Genomic DNA, 25,994 nt, shown 5'->3' with positions numbered 1-25,994 from the left:
ACGGAGTACCCCATGACCGCCACGACGATAATGGATCGCCTTGCCCACCACGCAGCACAACAGCCCGAGCAAACCGCGCTGATCTGCGTAGATAAAAAAGCACATACACGCTTTAGTTTTCAGGCCTTGTATGAACAGAGTTTACAGCTGGCAGGGCATCTGCAGCATCACGTCAGTGCGGGGGATCGCGCCCTGATCCTGATGGATACCGGCATTGAATATGTGACCAGCTTTCTCGCTTGTCAGCACCTGGGGGTGACCGCTATCCCGAGCTTTCCACCCGAGTCGACCAAAGCGCAACACATTGCCCGTACCGTGGGCATTGCCGAAGACGCCAGTGCCCGGCTGGTGCTAACCACCTCTCGTTTTAGTGAAACGGTCGCGGGCATGTGCGAGGCACTGGATGGCATTATTATCCAGGTGGTGGACGAATTAAACACGCCAGCGGCCGATGCGCCTCGCCACCCGGCGCACAGCGACGAAATTGCCTTTTTGCAGTACACCTCGGGCTCAACCGCCAAACCAAAAGGCGTGATGGTCAGCCATGGCAATTTGCTGGCCAATGAAGCGGTGATCACCGAGCGAATGCAAACCACCCAATCCGATGTGATGGTCAGCTGGTTGCCGCTGTTTCATGATATGGGACTGATTGGCGGGCTGTTGCAGCCGATCTACGTTGGTTATCCGTTGGTATTGTGCTCGCCACGATTCTTTATGGAACGCCCGGCGCGCTGGCTACAGCTGATCGGTGAATATGGCGGCACTGTCTCAGGTGGCCCCGATTTTTCTTTCCGTTTATGTCTGGAGCGGATCCGCGATAAGCAACTGAGCGAATTAGACCTGAGCAGTTGGCGCGTCGCCTTCTCCGGTGCAGAACCCATTCGCCACGATACTCTGCTGGATTTTGCGGAGCGCTTTGCGCCGCAGGGGATGCAGGCATCGGCCATTTACCCTTGCTATGGTTTGGCCGAGGGCACCCTGATGGTGACGGGTACCCAAGCCGGTGGCGGCGCCGTGATCCGTGCCTTTGATAATCAGGGGCTGGCTGCGGGCCGCGCAGAGCTGGCCGATGCCCGCGATCTGCGCGACAGCGATGCATACTGCCATCAGGTAGGCTGTGGTCAGGTCGCCAGTGGCCACCTGCTCAGGATCACGTGTCCACAGTCACATCAGGCACTGGCCGACGGTGAAATTGGTGAGATCTGGACCGCCGGACCCAGCATCGCGCTGGGGTACTGGCAAAATGAACAAGCGACTCAGGACACCTTTGTGGAGCTCGACGGTCACCGCTGGCTAAGAACCGGTGACGTTGGCTATATGTTCGACGGCCAGCTCTATATCTCGGGCCGACAAAAAGACTTGATCATCATGAATGGTCACAATGTTTATCCGCAGGATATTGAGCGCGCCATTGAAGCTGAGCTGAGCTTTGTGCGTAAAGGCCGGGTCTCGGCGTTTCCGGTCCCCAGTGCCGAGAGTGGCGAAGGCATTGGTCTGGCAATCGAAACCAGCAACAGCTATCGCAATGAGGTCCCGGCGCAGCAAACGGCGTTGATCGTTCGTGACTTTATCACTGAGCACTTTGCTGCCTGTCCTGAGCTGGTATTGCTCCTGGATCAGGGGGGCTTGCCAAAAACCTCCAGCGGTAAGCTTCAGCGCAGTGCCTGTTTGAAGTTACGCAATGCCAACGAGCTGGCCAGTTATGGTGATTTTAACCTGGCTCAGCTGCAACAACTGACGGCGCAAGACTCGCTGCCCGGCAATGCCCACTGGGATCACCTGACCCAACAACTGGCACAGTGCTGGCAAGGCGTGCTGCGTTATCCGGTTAACCACGACGATGCAGACTTTTTTGCGCTGGGGGGCAGCTCGATTAAAGCCGCTCAGTTACTGGCACAGATCCAGAGCGAACTGGATTGTCAGCTCGACCCCAGCAGCTTGTTCGCAGCGCATCGCTTTGGTGATTTCTGCCAGCGTGTACGAGACGTGATGGATGCACCCAGTGTGCAGATCGCTGCGCAACAGCTGGATGATTACCCACTCAGTGCCCAGCAACAAAGGCAGTTGTTCTTATGGCAACTGGAGCCAGGCAGCAGTGCCTATCATATTGGCGCAACGATAAAATTATCAGGCGCAATTAATCCGCAGCGTCTTGAGCAGGCCTGTGCACAGGTACTGGCCCAGCAACCTGCGTTGCAACAAGCCTATTTTAAAACGGCCGAAGGCCAGTGGCGTCAGCGCACCGCTGCGCAGCCTTTGCAGTGGCATTATCACGACCTCAACGAGGCTGCGGATGCAGCCACGCAGGCGGATGCCTTGCAGCGTACTTGCTATGAAACCCCGTTTGCACTGGGCGACGGAGAAAATTTCCGTGCTTCATTGATCCGTGAGTCTGAACAGACATATCGCCTGGTGCTGGTTATGCACCACATTGCCAGTGATGCCTGGAGCTTTGATTTGCTGCTGGGGGCCATCTCGCATCACTACAACACGCAGGGTGAAGGCGCGCTCGACAGCAGCGACATCCAGTATGGTGATTTTGCCCTGTGGCAGCAGGAGTGGCTGACCTCAGAGGCCGCCGCGACGCAGCTGGCTTACTGGCAGGAACGGCTGGATGGTCAGGGTGATGAAGAGTTGCTGGTGCCTGAGCAGGCACGACGCAGCGATTTGGCAGCGCCCATGGGCGTGATGCGTTTTACCCTGGATCACAAACACACCGACAAGCTGCAACAGCTGGCTCATGGTCAAAATGCCAGTTTGTTTATGCTGTTGCTGAGCAGTTTGCAGGTGCTGTTTTATCGCCTCAGTGGCAAACGTCAGCCACAGATTGGTGTGGCGGTGGCCAACCGCAATCTGGCACAGCTGCACAAGCTGGTGGGCTTTTTCATCAATACTCAGGTGATCCGTGGCTCGGTATCTCCGGAGCAGAGCTTTACCCAGTTGCTCGAAGCGTGTAAACACACAGCACTGGAGGCACAGCGTTATCAGGATTATCCGTTTGAAAAGCTGGTGGAAGTGCTGAATCCACAGCGCGCACTGGGACAGACACCGCTATTCCAGGTGATGTTTAACCACCTTGAACAGGATGTGGCTAAGGCACTGACGCTGGCCGACTGCGCCACAGTTGATGCGCAGTCATTGCAGCAGCAGGCGCAGTTTGACCTCAGCATCGATTCGCGACTGGATGAGCAAGGCCAGCTGAGCATTGAATTACAGTACAATCAGGCGCTCTATCAGCACAGCACCATAGCGCGATTGTCTGCGGCTTTTCAGCAGCTACTTAATCAGCTGCCACAACAGGCGCAGCAGGCCATTGGCAATCTATCTTTGGGTACTGAACTGACACACATCCCGGCGGCAACGGGCGCTGATGCGTCGGCACCCGCTGCACAGTGGCTCACATCAATCAGCGAGTATGCAGCCAGCAATCCGGATGCCACGGCGGTAATTTTTGACGACCAGCACTATAGCTATGAGTGGCTGGAGCAAACGGCCAACCGGCTCGCACATGGTCTGGTCGCTCAGGGTCTGACAGATCAGGTAGTGGGGATCATGCAGGCGCGTAAGCCTCTGATGCTGGCCTCGGTGTTGGCGTGTTTGAAGGCCAATGCCGCCTACTTACCGTTAGATCCTAACTTCCCGCAAGCGAAGTTAGCACATATGGTTAGCGACAGTGGCTGTGCGGCGATACTCGGTGAGCAGACTGACAGCTCCTTACCTGTGCCCTGTATTTCTCCGGTTGCTTTACTTAGCGAACATCATGAACACAGCACCCCGCCTGTGGTGCTACATCATGCTCATTCACTGGCCTACTTAAACTATACCTCTGGCTCGACGGGTCAGGCGAAGGGGGTGGCGATTGAGCATCAGGCGCTGGCCTGTTACATCGAATCGGCAAAAGCGTTTATTGAACTAAGCCACGCCGATGTTGTGCTGCAATTTGCCACCATTAACTTTGATGCCTTTGTCGAGCAGCTGTTCCCCAGCTGGGCTGTGGGCGCTGCCGTGGTGTTACGTGGCGATACGCTGTGGGATGCCGACACCCTGTACCAGCAAGCGCAGCGTCACAAGATCAGCGTGATGGATCTCAGTGCGGCCTATTGGCGCAGCATTGCCGCCAGTTGGGCGCGAATGGCGACCACCACGCCATTGTCACTGCCCCATTTGCGTCAGGTGCATTCGGGTGGTGAAGCCATGTCAGAGCAGGGCATTACGGACTGGCGCTCGGCAGGTTTGGGTGAGGTGCGTCTGCTTAATACTTACGGACCAACAGAAATCGTGGTTGAGGCCGCTATTCATGATTGCCGCACCCTGACAGCGGGCGAGCAGGTTCCGCTCGGTCATGCCCTGAATGGTCGCCGCCTGTATGTGCTCGACAGCAACCTTCAGCCGGTGGCCGAAGGCCAGGTGGGTGAACTTTATATCGGCGGCGAGCTGCTCGCGCGCGGATACTGGCAACGTCCGGCGCAGACGGCTACTTGCTTCATTGCCGATCCGTTTGCAGATGATGGTGCGCGCATGTACGCCAGTGGCGATCTGGTTAGCTGGCAAAATGGCGCGCTGCATTATCATGGCCGCAGCGATCATCAGGTTAAAATTCGCGGTTTCCGGGTTGAGTTGGGTGAAATCGAAACCCGCTTAACGCAGCTGCCGGACGTCGATGTGGCGGTGGTGATCACCGAGCAGCAGGCACAGTCGTTAAGCCTGATTGCCTATGTACAAAGCGAGCGCCATGACGACCCGGATTATGCACTCAGGCTCAAGCGTGCGCTGACCGAGCAGCTGCCCGACTATATGGTCCCGGCGCAGATTGTGGTGCTGGCACAGCTACCTGTTAATGCCAGCGGCAAGCTGGAGCGTCAGCAACTGCCAAAAGTCCAGCCCGCGCAGGCGCCGGTAGCCAGTACGGCAACCAATCAGACAGAGCAGGCGCTGGAAACAATCTGGATGAAGCATCTGGCGGTCGCTCAGGTTGACCGCAATGCAAACTTCTTCGATCTTGGAGGCCATTCGCTGTTGCTGATGGCGGTCTTCGACGACTTAAAACCGCAGTTTGCCCAGTTGCAGCTGACCGACTTATTCGCCTATCCCAGCATCGCCAGCCTGGCTGCGTATCTGGACCAGTCACAAACAACACAGTCACAAACAACGAGCGCCCCGAGTGGCGCCCGGCAGCGCCGCGGCATGGGTGCCGTCGCTGCCCGTAAACGTAAAGTAAGAGAATCATAATCATGTCAGAACAGCACTATAGTGAACTGGATATTGCCATCATAGGAATGGCCGGGCGTTTCCCCGATGCGGATAACGTCGATGCCTTGTGGCAAAATATTCGTGCCGGCCGCTGCGCCGTGCAAAGTTATGACGACGAGGCGCTGCGCCGCGCCGGGGTGAGCGAGTCTGACTTAAACGACCCGGACTATGTGAAACGCGGCATACCATTTGACGGACTGGCGCAATTTGATGCCGAGTTTTTTGGCTACACGCCAAAAGAGGCCGAGCAACTGGACCCTCAGCAGCGTCACTTTTTACAAACCTGCTGGCATGCCATGGCCCATGCCGGACTGACACAGGGTGAGCTGACCGGCGTTTATGCCGGGTGTGGTGTCCCTGCCTATCTGATGCAAAACTTGTTGCAGGGACAGCAGCGCGATATCACCAGCCTGCTGGCGCTGACCAACGGCAACGACAAAGATTCACTGGCGACCCGGGTGAGCTATGAGCTGGACCTCAAAGGTCCGGCGGTCACGGTTCAGACTGCTTGTTCTACCTCACTGGTTGCGGTGCATATGGCGTGTAGGGCGCTGCAAAACTTTGAGTGTGACTCGGCCCTGGCAGGCGGGGTATGGCTTAATCTGACGCAGGATCAGGGGTATCACGCCCCGGCCGGTGGCAGCTTGTCGCCATCTGGTCAGTTGAGTGCTTTTGGTGAGCAGGCCGATGGCATATTGATCGGCAGCGGCAGTGCGGCCGTGGTATTAAAGCGTTTGGCGGAAGCGCAGGAAGACGGCGACCATATTCTGGCGGTGATCAAAGGCTCTGCCATCAATAATGATGGCCGCGACAAGGTCGGCTACACCGCGCCGAGCGTTAATGGCCAGGCCAATGCGATTATGGCGGCGCTGGAGTTTGCAGACATTGAGCCGCACAGCGTGGGCTACATTGAAGCCCATGGCACCGGCACTGAGCTGGGAGACCCGATTGAAATTGCTGCACTGAGCCAGGCCTATGGTGGTGACATAAAGCAATACTGTGCGATTGGCTCGGCCAAAACCAACCTTGGCCACCTTGATGCCGCAGCTGGGGTGACTGGCCTTATCAAGGCGGTCCAGGCGCTGCGTCATAAGGAGTTACCGCCCAGCCTGCACAGTCAGCCTTTGAACAGCAAAATCGATTTTGCCAACAGCCCCTTCTACGTTAATACTGAGCTGAAACCCTGGCACAGCGAAGGCGTTCGTCGTGCAGCGGTGAGTTCATTAGGCATGGGGGGCACCAACGCCCATGTGATTCTGGAAGAATACAGCCAGCAAGGCACGGAGCAAAACAGCAATGCGCCTTGGCACATGCTGCCGATCAGCGCCAGCAGCCAGAGCGCGCTCATTCGCCAGACTCAGGCGCTGGCCGACACATTGCAGCGCTCGCCAGAGCAGTTTGCCCAGCTGGCTGCCCAGTTGCAGCATAAACGCAGCGCGCTGGCGGTGCGTTATGCCTGTGTGGCAGAAAATGCCGAGCAGGCCATTGCGCAGCTGCTGCGTGAGCCGCAGGGCGATAAAGCAACAGCGCCTCGGGTAGCATTGATGTTTTCAGGGCAGGGCTCACAGTATGTCACCATGGCCCAGCCATTACTGCGCTCAGTACCGGCATTTAAGGCCGCCTTTGATGAGGTAATGGGGCATTTCCCAGAGACCTTACAGCAGGAGCTGCACAGCGTCTTTAGTCCGGCAGACAGCGAGATCCTGACGGCCAATCAGCTACTGAATCAGACCCGCATTACGCAACCTGCCTTGTTTGTGGTCGCTTATGCCATGGCAAAATGTTACGAAGCCCATGGCGTGGTCATCAGTGCCATGCTGGGCCACAGCATTGGCGAATATGCGGCGGCTTGTCTGGCTGGGGTGATGACCCTGGAAGTGGCAACTCAGCTTGTTACTGCACGCGGTGAAGTGCTGCAAAACATGGCACCGGGCACCATGCTTTCTGCTATGGCCGATGGTGAAACCATGGCGCCTTATCTCAATGATGGGCTCGACATCGCGGCGCTGAACAGCCCGACCAATACCGTGATTGCCGGTACGCGCGAAGCGATTAAGGCCTTGCAGGGTGAGCTGAAAGCGGCCGATATCGCCGCAACGCGCCTGCACGTTTCACACGCTTTCCACAGCCACCTGACCGAAGCCGTTTTACCTGACTTTGCCAGCACGCTGGAGCAGGTACTGAGTGCATCGCCGCTGCACGCGCCGGAGGTGCCGTTTGTGTCTAACATCACAGGCGACTGGATCACCGCCGAGCAGGCCTGCTCAGCGCAGTACTGGCTGGATCATATTCGTCAGCCGGTGAACTTTGTGGCTGGTGTGAAGGTACTGGCACAGAGCGCTGATGTGCTGATTGAAGCCGGACCGGGCGATACCCTGCAAAAACTGGCCAAGCAAACGGTGAGTGAAGACAAGGTCGTATTGCACTCCGTGTCTCACGCACGCGACCTCAAAGCGCCATTACCACCGTTTGCCAAAACCTTAGCTAAGTTATGGCAGCTCGGTTGTGCGATTGACTTTGCACAGCTTACAACGCGTCCACATGGCCAGGCCAACCTGCTGCCTGAGTATGTGTTTGCGGATACCGAGTACTGGGTTGAGCCAGGTGCCGTGACAGCAACGACAGCGGATGTGACCAACAATGCGGTTCAACAAGGCGCGCAGCTTTATGCACCGCAATGGCAGCAGTGCGTTGCGCCTCAGGGTGTTGCGTCACTGGCTGGCAAACGGGTGTTGCTGCTGGCAGCCGATGTGCCTTTGGTCACACAGCTGAGCGCAGCGTTAACCGAGGCTGGTGCCCTGCTGACTCAAATCTGGCAGGGTGAGGCATTTTCAGCCATCGATGCACAGACTTATCGCTTGAATCTGCAAGATGCAGCGCAACTGAGTGAGCTGGGTGCGGCGGTAGGGGAGTTTGATCAGGTGATCGACACCCGCTTTATGCAATCACAAAGTACCGATGTGCTGGCCTATAACACTTTACTACCTGTGGTGCAGTGGCTGATGTCGCTTGGCGGACGTCCGCTGAGTATCGTCGCAACTGAGCTATTTAATGTGCTGGGCGATGACGTGGTTAGTGCACAAAAAGCTTCCCTATTAGGCCTCACGCGGGTTGCACCTTTGGAGCTGGCAGCACAAAGTTGTCAGGTACTGGCACTGACGCAGCAGATGGCAGACAGCCCGAGTCAAAAACTCAGCAATCGTCTGGTCGCTGATCTGGCTCGGGGGGAAGGGGAAATTGCCTATCGCGGTACACATCGTTTTACTTTAACGCAAACTGCCGTGACCGTTCAGCCTGCACCAGGTGTTGCACCTGAGGTGACATTAATCACAGGTGGATTAGGCGGCATTGGCCTTACGCTGGCGCAGCATCTGGCCGGACAGGGACATACTCTGGTGCTGCAAACGCGCCAGTCAATGGCAGAGCCTGCGCAGTGGGCACAGCTGAGCGAAGATGAGCAACAACCGCAGAAGGTGCGTGCGCGCTATCAGCAACTTCATGCTCTGCAGCAAAGCGGCGCCAGGCTAAAAGTGATCAGCGCCGATGTGACTGATCTGACACAGATGCAAATCGCGCTTAACGAAGTGCAGGCAGAAACGGGCCCCATGACTCAGGTGATCCATGCCGCGGGCTTGCCCGGCGGTGGTTTGCTTCATGAGATCTCGCCAGAGCAGGCACAGCAAAGCGCCGTGGCCAAAGTGCAGGGCACACAAACGTTATTGCAGCTGTTTGCCGATACGCCATTGTCGCGCATGGTGCTGTGTTCCTGTCTTGCTTCCATTGTGGGTGCCTTTGCGCAAAGTGATTACTGCGCCGCCAACAGTTATCTGGACGCGGTTGCGCAGCAGGACCACCCATTTACCGTGCAGGTACTGAACTGGGATGCCTGGATAAACACGGGGATGACGGCCAATATGACGCTGGCTGATGGACTGGGGCTGAGTCACAACGAGGCGTGCCAGTTACTTGATGCCGCATTAAGCCTGGATTTGCCTCAGGTTTATTGTGCCAGTACCGAATGGTCACAATTGTGTGCGGCAACGCGGGCCACGGAGCAGGCTCTGCTGGCACGATTGAACAAGCCAAAAGGCCATGCGCGCCCTGAACTGGCGGTAGAATACGAAGCGCCAGAGAGCGAGCTGGAGCATAAGCTGGTCGCCCTGTGGGCCGAGTATCTGGGTTTTGAGCAGATCGGTATTTTCGACAACATGCTGGAGCTGGGTGGCGATTCGCTGGTGGCGATCCAGATGCTGGCCAAAGCCAAACAAATGTTTGCCGTTGAGCTGGAACCGGCCGCATTCTTTGAAGATCCAACCATAGACAATCTGGCCTTTATGATTGAAGAGCAGCTGGTGGCTCAGCTGCAATCTCACTAACTTCTTCTTGCGGCCTCATCAGAGGCCGCATTTTTATCTTTGCTTACCAGCATCCCATCGCTTTTTTGATAAATAACTAGCGCGCAACGCTTGCGTTCTTTTGTGTGACATTATAACATTTCTGCATTGTTATAATGTAACGTTGAGATTTAAGGTAGTATTGATGATTTTCAGAGCAAAGGTCCTGGCAGCGGCTGTATCAGCCATCTTGTTGTCTGCGTGTGGTGGCACAGATCACACCGTTGAGCGCACAGCGCAGCCTGCAGTAGCAGATGAGTCTAAGGCTGAAGAAGCGAAAGCGACAGAATCTGAAAAAGCAGCAGAGCATGACGAACATGATCATGATGAGGGCGTGACTGATGTAGCAGGGCGCCTGGTGGTCAGCAGTGCTGACAGCAACGTGCTGCATGTTTACTCAACCGCCGATCAGTCTCTGATTGACTCAATTGGCCTGACCTATACACCTCAGTATTTATATGGCTCTGAAAACCACCGCTATGCAATTTCGGTACAGCGTACCGACGGCCTGGTGGAGTTCTTAGATGGGGGTTTATACCAGGAGGCGCATGATGACCACTTCCATGCCCATCAGGATGCACCGGTCGCTGTGTCATTTCATCTTGAGTCGGTAAAACCGACCCATGTAACGGTCAGTGAAGGCGGTATCGCCGTGTTCTCTGATGGTGACAAAGAGACTCAGCAAAACGCGTCAGTGGCGATGTTTAATGAATCGCACATCAGCGGTGCGAACAAAGAGGTGGCGGTGTGGGAGTACAGCACTTACATGCACGGCGCAGCGCAGGCACGCGGTGAGTACCTGATCAGCACATTGCGTGACAGCAGCAGCGAGTCTACTTTGCCGGCACAAATTGGTTTGTTCCATGCCCATGGCGACCACTTCCATGATGAAAAAGTATTCGATGTCAGCTGTCCGGCTTTGCACGGTAGCGCGCAAAATGAAACAACCATCGCCTTTGGGTGTGCCGATGGCGTAGCGCTGATCACGCAAGCGGGTCAGGCTTTCAGCGCAAGCAAAGTTGCCAACCCGGAGAGCTTTGCCGAAGGTCAGCGTGTGGGCGCTTTGAAAGGTCACCCTCACAGTGATCAGTATATCGCCAGCGCCGGTGGTCAGTTATTTATGCTCGACAGCCATGACGCTGAATTTGCAGCGCTTAAGTGGCAAGTGACCACAGATCATCGCGTCAGCCACTATGGCTTCAGTGCCAGCGGCGAGCATGTTGTGGTCATGGATAGCGCAGGCAAGCTCAGTGTCTTTGCCGCTCACGAACACGATGGTGAGCACCACTGGGAAGCTGAACATGAAGTGATGGTCAGCGACGGTGCACTGGCCGAGGGTCAAAGCTTCTCACTGGCGTTTTCTCAGGCCGAAGAGGCGGTATTTGTCAGTGATCCGCTCAAGCAACAGATTAAGAAATTTGATTTAGAAGCCGGTGAATGGTCGCAGACCTTTGAGCTGGATATCGTGCCTGGCAAGCTTGTGTGGCTGGGGATAGCCAAAAGCGAAGCAGCGCACGACGAGCACGAACACTAATACCAAATTGTCATAACCATTTTTGTAGTGTTAGTAAGCCATCTCGGGTCAAACCAGGTGGCTTTTTTCTTGCCCGCAGATTGGCACTGGGACCTATTTGTGAGACGCTGCCTGCTCTATGAATAGTAACCAGGACATATCATGCAGATCCGTATCGCAACGGCAGAAGACCTGCCTATTTTACGTCAGCTTGAGCAGGCCATAATCGCTGCCGAGCGCCCCTATAATCAAGCCATTAAGCCACAGGATGCGCGTTACTATGATTTACCAGCCCTGCTTGACTGTCCCGACAGTCTGCTGGTCGTCGGTGAGCAAGACGGCAAGATTGTGGCTACAGGTTATGTCCAGCATCGGGACTCGAAAGCACAGCTGGTACATGCGCGCCATGGTTATCTGGGCTTTATGTATGTCGATCCGGATTATCGCGGTCAGGGCCTGAATCAGACGATCATGACGCACCTGATGAACTGGAGTAAGCAGCAGGCGATCCACGACTTTTATCTGGATGTGTACAGCGACAATCAGGCTGCGATACGGGCCTACGAAAAGGCTGGGTTTAGTCCGTGTCTGCTGGAGATGAAAGTGCATCTGGGTGAGCAATAGGGAAGGTTATTTCCCAGTTTGTGAGCGTGATATTATCTTTTTGATAATAATTATTATTTTTACTAAATTTGCTGTTTTTTACTTCGTCTGGTTGTCGGAAATACAACTAGGATGAAATAATGGACAAACTCAAATACAGCTTACTGCCGCTCGCCCTTGCCGTATCAAACGCCGTGATGGCCGATGATGACGCTGAACTCAAATCAATTGAACAGATAGTGGTATACGGAGAAAATAAACAAAACTCTCTGAAAAATACCACCTCTTCGATCGCCGTAATTGATGAAGAGCAACTGAAAAACGGTCAGCACAGTTCTTATCTGAACGCGCTACAGGGGATTGCCAACGTGATTGTCACCGGTGGCCTGCCTTCAATCCGTGGTCAGGAAGGGCAAGGTGTTGCTGATGGGTTTAGTTCGTTTTCGTCGGGTGCTAAGCCGCGTATTTCTATGATGCGTGACGGGGTGGCCGAACCATTCGTTGCTAAAGTGAGTGGTGATTTAGGCCTGTGGGATGTCGAGCAAATCGAAGTACTGCGCGGTCCTCAGTCTTCCAACAGTGGCCGTAACAGCATTGGCGGTGTCGTTTATATCAAAACCAAAGAGCCGTCACTGACTGACTTGGAAGCCGCAACGCGCATCGGATATGCCAATCAGGATAGTCAATATGAATACGCCGGTGTTGTCTCTGTTCCCCTGATTGAAGATCAACTGGCGGTGCGCACCAGTGTGCAACATATCGAAGGCGAAACCTATCTGAACTTTGTTTACGATAAGGGCTATCCATTTGATCCTAAAGAGTATGATAACACCCGTACCGACATCAAAGTGAAGTGGCAACCGGCAGGCGTCAGCGGCCTGGACATGCTGCTGCACTATGTTGATAACTCTGAAATGGGCGAGCGTCAGTGGGGTTTTGAAGGGCCGGATCTGGACGAGCATTTAGTCACCAGTGAATATGGTCGGGATCCGGCAACGGGTGAGCGCGTATTCGTTGGCACGTATGCCCGTGACAAACGCACCGATTATGAGCGCTGGTCACTGCGCACCCGCTATACAATCAACGATGCGTTTAATTTTGAGCTGATGATCTCAGACTCAGACTACGACTATGTGTTTGAGCAGTATCCAACTTACTGGCATGTGAGCATGGCCGACGGTGGTCGCACCTATGACGCGAAAGTGTCTTATGATGGCGGTGAGCGTGTCTCTGGTTATGTTGGTTACTATTACAATGAGCGTGACCAACAGTTTATCCGCCAGGGCTGGTACGATGGCTATGATGACAGTGACTCAAAAGCCATTTATGGTGAGTTTACCTTTGCTGTGGGCGAGCGCAGCCGCCTTATCGCCGGTGGCCGGGTTGAAGAAGAATCTCAGTATCGGGTATTTAATGGCTTTGGCGGACCAGTGACTGGACTGGGCTTTACACTGGATGTCGATAACCGCATTTATCTGCCAAAAGTGGCGTTTCTGCATGACCTGACCGAAGACACCACGCTGAATGCCAGCTTCAGAAAGGGCTACAGTTCAGGCGGTGGTGATTTCCATTGGGGCAGCATGAGCAACTACATCTTCAAGCCAGAGTATGTGGATACCTTTGAGCTTGGCGCCCGCTCTAGTGTTCTGGATGGTCGCCTGAACCTGGCAGCCAACGTATTCTACAATGATTTCACCGACTACCAGTTTAATGGCATCGCGGAAAGTGGCCTGGCGCGTGACTACAAAATCATTAACCTGGGTCAGGTTACCAGTTATGGTCTGGAAACAGAGGCGCGCTTTGCTTTCAATGATGAAGTCACGCTGTCGGCCAGCCTGGGTCTGCTGAACAGCACCATTGATGAAGCCAATGCACAAAACCGCGCATCGGAAGGAATGGATCTGCCGAAGGCGGCGGATGTGACGCTGGGGCTGGGTCTGGAATACTGGCCAACGGACAGCATTCAGCTAACTGCACGCAGCAATTTCGTTGGAGATTACTACAGCAAGCTGGGTGGCAAGGCAGAGCAAATGGTGGGTGATTACACGCAGTTCCACTTCTCTGCGGCCTATATCGCCGAGCAGTGGCGTGTCAATGCTTACATTAATAACGCCTTTGACGAGAAAGGGGTGATTTATGGTGAGCGCGATGCTGGCACTGGCCGATACAAGTATGGCGATCTAATCGACCCTCAGACTGTGGGTATTTCCTTTAATTACACTCTGTAATCCCCGTCCGAGTTCAGGTGCCTGTGGGCACGGGCACCTGATTTTAACCACGATTTATCTGCAATCGTCCGGTTTACACTATCTTTGCCCGCGCACTGGATTTTTACCTCTGACATTCGTCTAGCAGTCATATTTTGAAATCAGAATTTAACTGACTGCAGTGGAGCCAGAATGTCACAGCAAAGACGCACCAGACGAAACCGTGCAATGTCCTCTCTTAGTGCCCAGGATCAACAAAAACTTCAACAGCGTATCAGTCAGGCCAGCGAGTCATCTGGTCAATTGACTGTGCAGCTTGAGCCCGGCGAGCGGGTGCCGTTGACGGCCGCGCAGCAAATCTTGTGGTACGCCTGGAAGCTGGCTCCCCAGGATGCTTCCTATAATCTGGCCGGAGCGCTGCATTTTGAGGGTACACTGGAGGTGGCCAAGGTGCAGGCCGCATTCGAAGCCTTGCAGGCTAAGCACAGTGCCTTGCGGATCTGCTTTGTTGAACAGGACGAGCAAGTCTGGCAGCGAGATGGTCAGTATCAGACAATCACAGTGGCCCAGCTGAGCCATACCACAAACGGGCAGGATCCAGTCCGTCAGTTTGTTGAGCAGCCTTTTGATTTGTGCGGCGAACCTTTGTTGCGCATCGCCATTGCTCAGGAGCCGGGGCGTGCCAGCCTGATTGTCACCATGCATCATATCATCACCGATGGCACCTCAATGCAGCAGCTGCTCAATGAGTTTGTGACCTTGTATGCGGGAGAGGTCAAAGCGGTTGAGCCCGTACCGGGTTTCCTGGAATTTGCCAAATGGCAAGCTGAGCAGGAGCTGGATGCGCTGCACAAGGCACAGCTGGCCGTATGGCAACAGCAGCTGGCGGACTGCGACGAGGCATTGCGCTTACCTGCCAACCATCAGCAGCGTCACAATCCCCCTTACGAGGTGGCATTTGAAACGCAGCAGATCCCCGCGACGCTGTGGCAAAAAATCAGCACCGTGGCGGGTCAGTATCAGATCACGCCTTACCTGCTTTTACTGAGTGCATGGCAGGTTTTACTGGCCCGTCTCAGTGGCAGTCAGACGATCCGCGTTGGCGTGCCAATTGCCAACCGTCATCGCAGTGAAACCCAGAATGTGGTGGGCTATTTCGTCAACACCCAGGTTATGCCGTTGCAGCTGGCCGATACGGATACTTTTGCTCAGCTGCTGGAAAAAAACCGGGTGATGAGCGGGATTGCACAGAGCAACCAGGACTTGCCCATCGATCAGCTGGTCAGTGCCCTTAAACCAGCTCGCCAGATGGGCGTGCATCCAATTTTTCAGGTGATGTTCAATTACCTGCGCCGCGACAAGCGTCAGTTCAGTCAGATGGCCGAGCTGAAGCTGCTCAATACCCAAATGTACCGATTTGGTATGCCCTTTGACCTGCAACTGGATGTGATTGAAGATGTCAGCGATGGCACCAGTTTAAACCTGGTGTACGCCAGCGAATTGTATAGCCAGGACTTTGCGCTGCAATGTCTGGCTCAGCTTAAGACCTTGCTGGAAGCCTGTCTGAATGAACCACAGCGGCCTGTGTATACTCAGCCGGTGCTGGAGCAGCAGGATGTTGCACAGTTGCTGCTTAATGGCACAGGCCCGCGGGGCTTTGAGTACACTCACCCCGTGACCAGACTGATCAGCGAGCAAAGTGCGCGGACCCCACAGGCGGTGGCGCTGCGTTTTGCCGGGCAGAGCCTGAGCTATGCAGCGCTGGAACAGCGTACGAACCAGCTGGCGCATTATCTAAATCAGCGCGGTATTGGCGCGGAAGACAAAGTGGCGCTGGTGTTCGAGCGTAGTCTGGAGATGGTGATCAGTATTGTGGCGGTCGTGAAGGCCGGCGCGGCGTATGTGCCGCTGGAGCCCTCATTGCCCGAAGAGCGTATTGCCTATATTGCCGGCAGCAGCGGGTTAGCGCTGTTTCTTGGTGACGACTCACTGCATCGCTTCAGCGCTCTGGATGAGCAGGTCCAGCGGGTGCACTATCCGTCAGTGGCACTGAGCGACTACCCGTCGCATTTGCCTGCCCATGACATTGCCCCGACACAACTGGCGTATGTGATCTACACCTCAGGGTCAACCGGCAAGCCCAAAGGAGTAGGCAACCAGCACAGCGCTATCTATAACCGTATTGCCTGGCAGCAGTCGGCTTATCCGATTGGCCCAGACGACAAGGTGCTGCAAAAAACCCCGTTTGGCTTTGATGTGTCTGTGTGGGAGTTTTTCTGGCCGCTGATGTACGGTGCCGAGCTGGTGATCGCCGAGCCGGGTGCCCATAAAGACAGTAGCCAGCTACTCGATACCATCAAGCAGTACGGTGTCACCACCTTACACTTTGTACCCTCTATGCTGCAGGCCTTTATTGGCCATGAGCAGGTACATACCGCCACCAGCATTCGCCGCATTCTGTGTAGTGGTGAAGCCCTGCCCAGTGAAGTACAGGCACAGGCGCTCAATAAATTGCCAAAGGCCAAACTCTATAACTTGTATGGCCCGACCGAAGCGGCGGTGGATGTCAGTCACTTTACCTGTCATGGCGACCCGGCCTTGCCGGTGCCGATTGGTGCGCCGATTGCGGGGATCCGTTTGTACGTGCTGGATCAGGCGCTGAACCTGTGCCCGCAAGGGGTGGCGGGCGAACTGTACATTGCCGGAGACGGCTTGGCTCGCGGGTATATGAACCGCCCCGACCTCAGTGCAGAGCGCTTTGTTGCCGATCCCTTTATGCACGATGGCAGCCGCATGTATCGCAGTGGCGATTTAGTGTGCTGGAATGACGAAGGTCAGCTGGATTATCTGGGCCGGATTGACCATCAGGTCAAAATTCGTGGTTTTCGTATTGAGCTGGGCGAAATCGAAGCGGCACTGTACGCCATCGACGGAGTCCGTGAAGCCGTGGTGGTGGCCACGGGCAACGGCGCATCTCAGCGTCTGGTGGGGTATGTGTCGGCCAACGCAGACGCGTCTGTGGACGGTCCAGAGCTGAAACTGGCACTGGCCGACAGCTTGCCGGACTACATGGTACCTGCCGTGATCATGGTGCTGGCAACGCTACCGCTGAACAGCAATGGTAAAATTGATCGCAAGGCCCTGCCTGCGCCCGATGCACAACAGAGTGTGGCGTACCTTGCGCCGCAAACACCACAGCAGCAACAGCTGGCTGAGATCTGGCAAACCGTACTGGGCGTGGCGCAGGTTGGCCGGCTGGATAACTTTTTTGCTTTGGGCGGCGATTCCATCAGTGCCCTGAAAGTCATTGCGCTGAGTAAAAAGCGCCAGCTGGCAGTGGATATTCAGAGTGTGCTCAATGCCCCCACGCTTGAGGCATTGGCCGACAGCCTGACGGATGCAACAAGCGTGGTTGAGATTGCACGTCAGGATAAGGCTTATACGGGATTATCGTTTGCGCAGGAGCGGCAATGGTTCCTGTGGAAACTGGACCCCAACAGCAGCGCCTATCATATTTCCGGTTCGCTGCATCTCAGTGGTGAGCTCAATACCCACGCGCTGCAATATGCCTTTGACCACCTGCTTGCTCAGCATGAAGCGCTGCGCACTTTGTTTGTTGAGGATGACGCGGGCACAGTGCGTACTCAGGTGTTACCTGAGGGGCGTTGTGATATTCGTTATCAGGCACCCGAGTCTGACGTCGCCCGCGCCGAGTTTAAGCAACAGCTAGTCTCGACCCCCTTTGATTTAACTCAGGGGCCGTTGCTGCGGGTGGGCGTGATTGCCGATGACGCACAGCAGCATGAGCTGGTGGTGGTGATGCACCATATTATTTCCGACGGCTGGTCGCTAAAACTGATCGTGGCCGACTTTGTGCGGGCCTACGAAGCGGCCTGCGCGGGTGAAACCCTGACCCTTGTACCGCAGGCATTGCGCTACAGTGACTTTGCCGCCTGGCAGCGCGACTGGCTGGCCGCGGGTGAAGAGCAAAAACAACTGGCTTACTGGCAGGAACGACTGGGTGATGAGCACACCCCGCTGGCACTGCCGGCAGACTTAAATAGTGAGGATGACAGTCAGCGCAATCAAACGCGCTCGGTACGCTTGTCCAGTGCCCAGCGTCAGACGCTGAGTGATTTTGCCGCCGCGCAGGGCGTAACCCTGTTCAATGTCCTGATGACGGCCTGGCAGGTGTTACTACACAAATACAGCGGCCAGCGGACAATCCGTGTGGGTATGCCGGTGGCAAACCGTCATCACAGCGGCACTCAGGATATTGTTGGCTTCTTTATTAACACCTTAGTGATCGACGCGCAGATCTCCGCCGAGCTGGCGTTGGGCAGTGTTATGACGCAGATTAACGACGCACTGCGCGGCGCGCAGGCGCATCAGGATCTGCCCTTTGAAAAGCTGCTGGATCATCTGTCGCTGGAACGTCACTTAGGCGCGTCGCCACTGTTTCAGGTACTATTTAACCATCAGCGCCTTGAAGATGGTGCATTACGCCAGTTTGCCGGCCTGAGTGCACAAGAAGGGCAAGCGCCCACCGGCGTAGCACAATTTGATCTGGTGCTGAACTCTCTGGAGCGTGAAGACGGTACGCTGGAACTGGCGCTGGATTATGTGGTGAATAAGTTCAGTGCAGCCCGCATCGACGCCCTGTTGTCTGGTTTGCAGTGCATACTGACGGCCATGCGGATCGATTTACAGCAGCCTGTTGGCGGGTTAAACGTTTTGCCACAGGCTGAACTGGATCGTCTGACACCTGCACCGGCGCTGTATCAGGCCGAGCACCTGCCCGGCGCTGACATCGCGACGCAAATACAGCAACAGGCGCAGCGCTCCCCGAATAAAGCGGCATTGAGTGTTGCGGGGCAAACCCTGAGCTATGCTGAGCTGGAATCGCGCGCCAACCAGTTTGCCCAGTATCTGCGCGAACAGGGCGTCGACCATGAGTCGCGTGTTGCGGTGGTGTTCTCTCGCCACATTGATACGGTTGTGGCGTTTTTGGCGGTACTGAAAGCGGGCGGCTGTTATGTCCCGGTGGATGCGCAACTGCCATCCGAGCGGATTGAAACCATCGCGGCGCAGTGCAGCCTGACGGTGTGTGTGGGCGACTCCCTGAGTCCGGTGCTCCCGGCGGCGCTGGTGTATCAAAGTAGTCTCTGCGCGCATTACAGTGAAAGTGCATTGCCTCAGTCGCGTCATCCGCAGCAGCTGGCCTATGTGATTTACACATCAGGCTCAACCGGAACGCCCAAAGGTGTGGCGGTCTCGGATCTGGCGCTGTCAAACCACTGCGCAGCGGTACAGTCTTTGTATCAGTATCAGGCAGAAGATCGCTGTGCCATTTCGGTGTCGTTTGGTTTTGACGCGTCCATTGAACAGCTGTGGGGGCCGCTGCTGGTCGGTGCCACTGTGGTGCTGGATGAATTTAAACTGCTTAGCCAGCAGGAGCTGAACGACTTTATTACCGCACAGCGCATTACCGTGGCGGGCTTCACCCCGGCGTATATTCAACAGTTTGACACCTTACCCGCGCAACTGCGCTTGTGTATTGTCGGCGGCGAAGCCTGGTCAGCGCAGCATTGCCAGGTGCTGCTGCAAAGGCTGCCGCAGACCACGTTTGTTAATGCCTATGGTCCGTCAGAAACGGTGATCACACCGCTGGCCTGGACTCAGGCCCAGGGCCGTGAACTGCAAGGCGGATACGTGCCACTGGGTCAGCCTATTGGTCAGCGTGGTATGGTCATTCTCGATGACAGCCTCAATGTACTGCCGTACGGCATGACCGGCGAGTTGTATCTCAGCGGGGTGGAAATGGCGCGGGGTTATCTGGCGCAACCGGGCCAGACGGCCGAGCGTTTTGTGGCAAACCCCTTTGCCGACGATGGCTCACGCTTGTATCGCACGGGTGATCTGGTGCGCTGGAATGCGCAAGGCCAGCTTGAGTACATGGGCCGGTGTGATCATCAATTAAAGATCCGTGGCTACCGGGTTGAAGCCGGGGAGATAGAAGCGCGTCTGCTGGCCCACAGTGAGGTAGAAAAAGCCATTGTGGTGGCCGATGAGTCGCTGGGCTCCACGCGTCTGGTGGCCTATGTCAGTGGCCGTGTTGAACACGCGCCGCAGGCCGATGCACTCAGCGCGTCGCTGGCCGAGCAGTTGCCCGATTATATGGTGCCCAGTGTGATTATGGTGCTGGAGCGCATGCCATTAACCCACAATGGTAAAATCGACCGCCGTGCCTTGCCACAACCGCAAAGTAGCCAGCGCCTTGATACCTTGCCACCGCAGGGGCCGCAGGAAGTACTACTGGCAAACATCTGGCAGCAGCTGCTGAATCTGGCGTCGGTTGGTCGTGAGGATAACTTCTTTGCGCTGGGCGGCGACTCTATCCTGAGCTTGCAGATCATTGCCCGATTGCGACAGCAGGGTTATGCCCTGAGTGCCAAGCAAATTTTTACCCATCAGAGCATCGCTAAGCTGGCACCACTGATGACTCGCATTGCAGGCGATGCGCAGGCGCAACAGCAGGTATCCGGCGAGGTGGCTTTACTGCCCATTCAGCAGGCCTTTTTTGCGCGGACCATGACCAATCGGGCGCACTGGAATCAGGCAGTGATGCTGGCGCTGGATGCACCGATTGCACAGCAAACTCTGCAGACACAGTTCGCGTCGTTATTGCGTCACCACGATGCCCTGCGTCTGAGGTATCAGCAGGACGACGCGGGTCAGTGGCAGCAGCGCTATAGCGATTTTGACCCGGCCATGGCGCAGCAATGTCTGTGGTATCGCGATGCCAGCGCGGATGAGATCACGCTTATTGCTGAGCAGGCGCAGCGCAGCCTGGACCTGCAAGCGGGCCCGCTGCTGCGTGCCGTGCACCTGACTCTGGATGATGGCAGTGCTCGTCTGTTGCTGGTGATCCACCATCTGGCCGTAGATGGGGTATCCTGGCGTGTCCTGCTTGAGGACTTTACGACGCTGTGGCAATACCCACAAGCCGAGCTGGGAGCCAAGACTCACAGCGTGCAATTCTGGGCAAAGCAGTTACAAAGTTATCCGGCGCAACACGCCGGGGAATTCGACTGGTGGCAGCAACAGGTGCAAACGCATACCACATTGCCTGAGCTGAACCCTGCCGGCAGCCGCCTGTATAAAGACGTTGAGCAGGCTGAGGTGGTGCTGGACTCTGCACTGACCCAGGCGCTTCTGACTGAATCAGGGCAGGCTTATCGCACTCAGGTCAACGACCTGTTGCTCAGTGCGCTGAGCGAGGCCTTATTCCGCTGGACCCGGCAAACCGTGCACACCATTAACCTCGAAGGGCACGGCCGTGAACCCTGGTCTGAACAGGTTGACCTGAGTCGCACTGTGGGCTGGTTTACCAGCCTGTTTCCGGTGACCCTGACACGCCACGATACGCTGGCCGATACCATCAGGTATAACAAAGAACAGTTGCGGGCGATCCCTAACAAAGGCATAGGCTATGGCGCATTTCGTTATTATGGCTCAGCTGAGCAGCAGGCCGTGCTCAATTCACAGGGACTGGGCGAGATTGAGTTCAACTATCTGGGACAGCTGGACAGCGCCGCAAGTCAAGCCGACAACTGGCGTCCGGCCAGTGAAGACAGTGGCATGACGCTGGACCCTGAGTATGTCATGGATAGCGAGCTGTCTATTCTTGGTCAGGTACTGGGCGGACAGTTGCAACTGCGGATCCGCTATGCGCCTGCGCGCCTGCCTGCCCAGGCGGTGGCACAATTTGCCGCGCATCTTAAGCAGGCTCTAACCCAGGTGATAGGCCACTGTGGTGACACAAGCGCAACGCTGACGCCGTCCGATCTGCCTCTGAGCGGACTGACGCAGACACAAATCGACAATCTGCCGCTTGCGCTTGAGAATATCAGTAATGTATATCCGCTCTCGCCGATGCAGCAGGGCATGCTGTTCCAGAGCCTCTATCAGGGGGGCGAAACCTATATTAACCAAAGCTGCTTTATGGTTACGGGTCTGGATGTGGCTCGCTTTAAATCCGCCTGGCAGCAGGTGATTGAACGCCATGACGCGCTACGCACCGGGTTTGTTGATGTTGACGGTGTGTCGTTGCAGTATGTCACCCGCTTAGCCGAGCTGGACTGGCAGACGCTGGACTGGCGTGACCGGCCGGTCTCTGAGGCGGCGCTGAAAGCGTTTGCCAGACAAGAGTCGCGTCGCGGCTTTGATCTGCAAGGCGAACCGGGCCTGAGCAGAATGCGCATTATCGAGCTGTCAGACGGTCGCCATGCCTTAGTCTGGACCATGCACCATATTCTCACCGATGGCTGGAGCCGCTCTGCGATGTTGGGTGAAGTGCTGATGGCCTACGAAGGGCAAACTTTACCGCCGGTGGCGGGTCAGTATGGCGATTATATTGGTTACTTAGCGCAACTGGATGAGGCGCAGAATCGCGCCTTCTGGCAGCAACAACTGGCGCCACTGGAAGAGCCCAGTTACCTGAGCGGCACTCTGAGCAAGCCTCAAAGTGGCCAGTTTGGTGGTTTTGATATCCACCTGTCGGAGGCTGAATTTGCCCAGCTGGTGGCTTTTTGTCAGGACCATCGCATTACCCAGAATACCCTGGTACAGGGCGCCTGGGCGCTGCTGCTGAGTCGTTATCTGGGTCGCGATACTGTGTGCTTCGGTGCCACAACCTCAGGTCGTCCAAACGACCTGGCTGGTTACGAAGCCATCCAGGGCATGTTTATCAATACCGTGCCTATGGTCACTTCAGTGGATCCGGCTCAGTTGCTGAGCGATTGGCTACAGGCCCAGCAAAGCACGGCGCTGGCGGTGCGTGAGCATGAGTTTACGCCGCTGTACGACATTCAGAAGCTGGCAGCACAGTCACTGGAACTCAGCCGCGAGGGCTTATTCGATACCCTGTTGGTATTCGAAAACTACCCTATTGATGAGGCCCTGTTACAGCAGGACGCACGCCAGACCCGGTTTGAGATCCTCGAAGACCGTGAAGAAACCAACTTCCCGCTGACCATCAGCTTTATTCAGGAAGACACTCTACGACTGCACTTCAGTTATCAGGGAAGTGAGCTGGCCGAAGCCGATGTGAAAGCACTGGCTGCGCAGTACAAAACACTGATCCTGAATATGCTACAGGCACCACAGGCGCGCTTGTGTGCGTTTTCACTGGTCAGTGAAACACAGCAACAGACCTTGCAGGGTCTGGGCTTTGGTGAGTCTATCACGCCGCTGCATTCGGGCGCGGTGGAGCCAATTTATTTGCCGGGCGGTGAAGTACCACAGCTCGGTGCGACGCAATACCAAGATGTGGTCTCGACGATTAACCGACTGGCGGAGCTGACGCCAGATGCCGAGGCGGTGATCTGCGACGGACGTAGCTACAGCTACAAAGAGCTGGCCGACAAGTCTAGTCAGCTGGCCTACTATCTTCGCGAACAGGGCGTTAAGCCCGAGCAGCGCGTCGGTGTGGCACTGGCGCGAGGCATTGATTTACCGCTGGCCTTTTTGGCCATTCTCAAAGCTGGGGCGGTGTATGTGCCGATGGATCTCAGTTATCCGCAGGAACGTCTGGCCTATATGATCAAGGATAGTCAGATGGCCCATATCCTGACCAGCGACAACAGCCTGGATGATATTGCCTGCGGCGCTACTTTGCACCCGTTTGCCGACATTGAGCTTGGCGCGCACTGGCAACAGCCAGCGGTGTGTCCGGCGCAGGGCGCCTATCTGATCTACACCTCGGGCTCGACCGGTAATCCTAAAGGGGTGCTGGTCAGTCGGGCGTCTATCGCGGCGCATTGTCGCGGCATTGGTCGCCGCTATGAAATGCGCCCCAGTGATCGCGAGCTGATCTTTATGTCGTTCTGCTTCGATGGTGCGCATGAGCGCTGGCTGACGGTGCTGACCCATGGCGCGGCTGTGGTGATCCGTCCGGAACGTCAGTGGGACTTACACGAAACCTATCAGAACCTGCACCAGCAGCGGGTGTCTATTGCTGTCTTCCCGCCGGTGTTCCTGCGTGAGTTGGCGGCCCATGTCGAGCAAGTCGGTAACCCGCCGCCGGTCCGGGTTTATTGTTTTGGTGGCGATGCGATGCCACAGGCCACCTTTGAGCTGGCCCAGCGGGTATTAAAACCCGACTTCTTTATTAATGGTTATGGTCCGACCGAGACTGTGGTCACGCCACTGACCTGGAAAGCCCTGCCGGGCAGCGAGTTTGATGCGGTGTATGCCCCAATAGGCGAGCTGGTCGGTCAGCGTCAGGCCTGGCTGCTCGACAGTCACCTCAACCTGGTGTTGCCAGGACAGGTGGGCGAATTATATCTGGCCGAAGAAATTGGCCTGGCACGGGGTTATCTGAACCGTCCGGACTTAACCGCCGAGCGCTTTGTGGCTAACCCGTTCGCCAATGATGGCAGTCGTCTATATCGCACCGGTGACCTGGTGCGCTGGAACGAGCAGGGGCTGATGGAATACCAGGGCCGGACCGACCATCAGGTGAAAATTCGTGGTTTCAGGATTGAGCTGGGCGAAATCGAAACCTTGCTGCGCAAGCGCCCTGAAGTACGTCAGGCCGTGGTCGTGGCGGATGAAACCCCCAGTGGTAAGCGTCTGGTGGCGTATGTCAGTGGCCATCAGGGCGAGCTGCCCGATGAAGCCGCACTCAAAGCCATGCTGGCGGCCAGTCTGCCGGACTACATGGTGCCCGCAGTGATCATGACACTCAGCGATTTGCCGCTCAACAGCAATGGCAAAATAGACCGTAAGGCGCTGCCTAAGGCCGAGCTGCAAAGTGAAGTCAGTTATGTCGCGCCACATAATGAAACGGAAGCCCTGATGGCCGAGATCTGGCAAACGGTGCTGGGCGTAGCTCAGGTTGGGCGTCGGGATAATTTCTTTGCGCTGGGCGGCGACTCCATTTCCGGGCTGAAAGTGATCAGCCTGTGGCAGCAGCGCAGTGAGCAGCCGCTGGCACTGAAGCAACTGTGGCAGGCGAGCGATTTGGCGGCGCTGGTGGCGACTATGCAAAACGCCGATAACTCCGTATTGCAGCCGCTGAACCCGCACACGGACAATGCCGAGACCTTGTATTGCTTCCATGAAGGCAATGGCCTGACGGCACCATACCGCCCGCTGGCCGAGCAGCTCACGGATCAGTTTAACTGTGTCGGGGTGGCGCCGGCGGCGAACCTGTCAGACATCAATGGCCTGACGGCGCTGGCCGAGTATTACGCTGAGGCGCTGATGACGGTGCAGCCGCAGGGGGCTTTCCATTTGATGGGCTGGTCGCTGGGTGGCGCACTGGCGGTGCAGGTGGCTCGGGCACTTAAAGCACAGGGGCGGACTATCCGTCAGGTGTATCTGGTGGACAGCTGGAACCCGTGTAGCGACTTTGCTGCGACGCAGCTGAATTGGTCCGACTGGGCGCAGGAGTGGATCGGTGGGGCTGCCCAATCGGTCGACGCTGAATTACATCAGACGTTTGTAGCTGAGCTCACTGCCGCCTTACAGCAAGACCTGAAGGATGCAGATACGCTGGCAACCTGGCTGGTGGCAAATCGCACTCGTTTTGCCGAGCTGTTCAACGAAGAGCTGCTGCTGTTGCCGGAGCAGGAGCTTGGTAAACTGCTGTCCGACGGGTTTGAGCTGTACCGACTGGCTCGGATGGAACCGACAGGAAATCAGCCTGATTACACCCTGGATGGCGTGACCGAACGGGCGCACGCCTGGTGGTCAACGGATGCCGACCCCGCAGCGACGGCGGCCTATCAAACCATGCTGGGCAGCACAGTGACGGCGACCCACACAGAGGATGACCACCAGCAGATCATCCGTGCTGCAGCGGTTCAGACCGATTTGATAGCTAAGCTTACTCAGCGGGATTAACCTCCCGCTACCGCTTAAAAAGCCGCTGCAAAGCGGTTTTTTTATGTGTTTTTAGTGGGATAGCAGTGTGTGGTTTATATGAAGGGGGGCGGAAAAGAAAAAACGGGCTCCGAGGGA

At 56.1% G+C, this 25,994-nt stretch carries 6 protein-coding genes; all 6 read left to right on the top strand.

Annotated elements, in window-relative coordinates; genetic code table 11:
• Nucleotides 1–12 precede the first annotated feature (12 nt).
• The 6 genes from C3B51_RS03860 (at nucleotide 13) to C3B51_RS03835 (ending at nucleotide 25,877) form a co-directional block, all read left to right on the top strand.
• The gene (locus C3B51_RS03860; protein ID WP_130244234.1) at nucleotides 13–5,229 is read left to right on the top strand and encodes a non-ribosomal peptide synthetase; all 5,217 of its coding nucleotides are present in this window, start codon (nucleotides 13–15) and stop codon (nucleotides 5,227–5,229) included.
• 2 nt (nucleotides 5,230–5,231) lie between these two features.
• Entirely contained in the window at nucleotides 5,232–9,626 is a 4,395-nt protein-coding gene (locus C3B51_RS03855; protein WP_130244233.1) for a type I polyketide synthase, read from the top strand.
• A 163-nt stretch (nucleotides 9,627–9,789) separates the two neighbouring features.
• A complete protein-coding gene (locus tag C3B51_RS03850) occupies nucleotides 9,790–11,178 on the top strand; it encodes a hypothetical protein (protein WP_130244232.1) in 1,389 nt (462 codons plus the stop codon).
• Nucleotides 11,179–11,319: 141 nt separating this feature from the next.
• Nucleotides 11,320–11,781, top strand: a complete 462-nt coding sequence (locus tag C3B51_RS03845) for a GNAT family N-acetyltransferase (protein ID WP_130244231.1) — start codon at nucleotides 11,320–11,322, stop codon at nucleotides 11,779–11,781.
• Nucleotides 11,782–11,900: 119 nt separating this feature from the next.
• Nucleotides 11,901–13,988 carry a TonB-dependent receptor gene (locus C3B51_RS03840; RefSeq protein WP_130244230.1) on the top strand — a complete coding sequence of 696 codons (2,088 nt, stop codon included), beginning with the start codon at nucleotides 11,901–11,903 and terminating at the stop codon, nucleotides 13,986–13,988.
• A 171-nt stretch (nucleotides 13,989–14,159) separates the two neighbouring features.
• Complete coding sequence (locus C3B51_RS03835; RefSeq protein ID WP_130244229.1) at nucleotides 14,160–25,877, top strand: non-ribosomal peptide synthetase; 11,718 nt, start codon at nucleotides 14,160–14,162, stop codon at nucleotides 25,875–25,877.
• Nucleotides 25,878–25,994: the final 117 nt, after the last annotated feature.

The sequence above is a fragment of the Pseudoalteromonas rubra genome (genome assembly GCF_004212645.1).
GTDB lineage: Bacteria > Pseudomonadota > Gammaproteobacteria > Enterobacterales > Alteromonadaceae > Pseudoalteromonas > Pseudoalteromonas rubra_G.
The sequence above is the reverse complement of the archived record's forward strand: the minus strand, read 5'-3'. Positions and strand labels throughout refer to the sequence as shown.

Coding starts and splice junctions, on each gene's coding strand:
- C3B51_RS03860 (WP_130244234.1), top strand. CDS start 13: ATGACCGCCACGACGATAATGGATCGCCTTGCCCACCACGCAGCACAA.
- C3B51_RS03855 (WP_130244233.1), top strand. CDS start 5,232: ATGTCAGAACAGCACTATAGTGAACTGGATATTGCCATCATAGGAATG.
- C3B51_RS03850 (WP_130244232.1), top strand. CDS start 9,790: ATGATTTTCAGAGCAAAGGTCCTGGCAGCGGCTGTATCAGCCATCTTG.
- C3B51_RS03845 (WP_130244231.1), top strand. CDS start 11,320: ATGCAGATCCGTATCGCAACGGCAGAAGACCTGCCTATTTTACGTCAG.
- C3B51_RS03840 (WP_130244230.1), top strand. CDS start 11,901: ATGGACAAACTCAAATACAGCTTACTGCCGCTCGCCCTTGCCGTATCA.
- C3B51_RS03835 (WP_130244229.1), top strand. CDS start 14,160: ATGTCACAGCAAAGACGCACCAGACGAAACCGTGCAATGTCCTCTCTT.